General features: G+C 34.4%; 3 protein-coding genes. All 3 read right to left on the bottom strand.

Annotated features, from left to right (window positions below; translation table 11 throughout):
- On the bottom strand, nt 1-57 hold a 57-nt coding region (locus COD92_RS33535; RefSeq protein WP_369689383.1), incomplete at its 3' end, for a cold-shock protein.
- Nucleotides 58-548: 491 nt separating this feature from the next.
- Nucleotides 549-818 carry a hypothetical protein gene (locus COD92_RS30945; protein WP_098532498.1) on the bottom strand — a complete coding sequence of 90 codons (270 nt, stop codon included), beginning with the start codon at nt 816-818 and terminating at the stop codon, nt 549-551.
- 183 nt (nt 819-1001) lie between these two features.
- Entirely contained in the window at nt 1002-2261 is a 1260-nt protein-coding gene (locus tag COD92_RS30940; protein WP_255286804.1) for an Nramp family divalent metal transporter, read from the bottom strand.
- Nucleotides 2262-2600 lie beyond the last annotated feature (339 nt).

The following is a 2600-nucleotide window of genomic DNA, read 5'->3' as shown; positions in this document are numbered from 1 at the left end:
CTCGATAAATCCGAAACCTTTTTCTGCGTTAAACCATTTTACTTTGCCTTGTTCCATTTTGTTCCCTCCTGCTGTGTGCTTTGCACACAATGTGTTACTATCCTTGCACTCAGTGATCATCAAGACGAAAAGTTAATCTTAAACTATCCTTTACACCGATCAAAAATAATTCTTCTAAAGTTTAACATTTTTTAAAAGTATTTGCAAGAAGACATAAACACAACCATTATTGCCACTCATAAATTATTACAACAAGTTTGGATTCTTATGTTGTTCGAATAAGAAAATGGCATTACCCCATTGAAGAAAAACTTCCTTTTCTTACTTCTCAACCGTAATCACTATTCTAAAAAATAATATTACTCTTTTATGTTCTCGATTTTTGGCCTTCTTATCTCCACTTTAAGCACCCCAAAACTTCTATTTACTTCAACACCATACTTAGGTTATCCTTCTTCAAGAATCCTGACCGTTAGCTCAATAAGCAAAAAGATATTGCCGCAGCAACACCTGTTTAACTCTTGCACACGTTAGTTCAAGATAGAAAATTACGATTTTATTTGTTTATCAAGAAGGAACAATAGCTTTCTTTGTGCATCTTTACTACGAATAATTTTTCTAACACGAGTTGTGCTTTGTAAATAACGTCTGACGTGTTTATTTACAAAAAACAAACGGTGATATCTTTCATCCTCGTAAATGTTTTTAAACCAATCGTGTTGATTTAACTGTTCAATATTTTGGTCAATTTTTTTCGTATTTAAAGTGTCACTATATCCGAATAATCCTGCAATTAATTCAATTAAAAAACTAAGCATACTTTACTCCAGTCCCCTTCTACTTTTGAGAATTCTACACTAATTGTGGCTATTCTTTGTTTAACTAAACTGCCAGTTAGCTGAATAAGAAAAAGCCACCAAGAATTTTTGGCAGCTGAATCGTCAGCCTTGACCCGTAAGCTTAAAAAGAAACTTAGAATAAATAGGAGGTAAAAACGTTCTTTAGTTAATAAAAGTATGATATAACAAAAATAAATTAAGACTTATAATAAGTACGGCAATTATCCACGCACAGATCGAAGTTACTAAATGGTTTACAAGTTTCCCCATTAGTTTTTTGTTACTTGTAAACATTATTAAAGGTATTAAAGCAAAAGCAATTCCAAAAGAGAGAACGACTTGACTTATAACAAGAGCTTTAGAAGGATTAATTCCCATTAGAATTATTCCTAACGGCGGTATCATTGTTATAAATCGTCTCAAATAAATAGGTATGCGTCGTTTAATAAAGCCTTGCATAATGATGTCACCTGACATAGTACCAACTGAAGAACTTGATAATCCTGCGGATAACAATCCAATTCCAAAACATATTGCCACAAAGGGTCCAAGTATTTTTCCAAATTCATTAAAAGCAACTTCTAAATCACTTACATTAAGTCCGTTTTTATTAAATAATGCCGCTGAGACGATTAACATACTCGCGTTTATCCCACCTGCAATAATCATCGCAATAATGACATCTACAAACTCATATTTAAAAATCTTTTTCCGTTCTTCTTCAGTTTCTCCGACAATTCTATTTTGTGTTAAGGCAGAATGCAGATAAATGGCATGTGGCATCACTGTTGCTCCCAGCATCCCAGCCCCTAATAAAACGCTATCAACATCTTGAAATTTGAGCGTGAAAAGACCAGAGAGAATTGCCGTTGCATCTGGTGCTGCATAGAAAACTTGAACCCCAAAAACAATTACAACAATAAAAATCATAGCTGTAATAACAGCTTCTAACGGACGCATTCCTCGCCTTTGAATCTCCAAAATGACGAATGAACCAATGGCTGCAATAATAGCAGCGAAAACAAGTGGGATATCAAAGAGCAAATAGATTCCAAGCGATGCACCAATAAATTTTGCCAGATCTGTTGCCATAACGACAAGTTCAGCTTGTATCCATAAAAGTATGGAAGTCTTCTTTGAAAATTTTTCTCGGCAAACTTCAGGGAGGTTTTTACCTGTTGCAATCCCTAACTTGGCAGACATCGTTTGAATCAAAACAGCCATTAAATTAGAAACTAAAATGACCCATAATAATGTGTATCCATACTTAGACCCTGCCGAAATGTTTGTTGCATAATTACCTGGATCGATATATGCCACAGCAGCAATAAAGGCAGGACCTAAAAAAGGCAGCAATCTTTTAATTCCATTAGAATCTCCTTTTATAGGAGAATTAGAAGTTCTATTCAAAGAGTTAGACAATTTTTGGGTCCAACCTCCTTCTTTTATCCGAACTTATAGTTTATTTTCAGTAAACTTTTTTTCGCTAATGCTTTTGAGGGGTCTCAGGTTGCAAACCCGACATAATGAAGTTATTGGGCTTTCTAATTGATTAGATACCAACAATAATAAATACAGTATTTAAAGATATCGGAGTAGTATTTTTTCCAAATTTTTTTCGTTATCGACACCACTATTTTAGTTTGCTTTCTTTTTAACAGGCTATGCTATTTGAGATTCTTCTTCAACAAACTTGCCCCGTTAGCGGAACAAGAAAAGCGATTGCTCTTATTGAACAACCGCACCCGTTAGCCATCCATG

Source organism: Bacillus sp. AFS037270 (assembly GCF_002585305.1).
Note: the sequence above shows the minus strand (reverse complement) of the source record. Positions and strands in the feature narration are given on the sequence as shown.

Excerpts from the sequence above, each read along its gene's own strand:
- COD92_RS30945 (WP_098532498.1), bottom strand. The coding sequence starts at position 818 with ATGCTTAGTTTTTTAATTGAATTAATTGCAGGATTATTCGGATATAGT.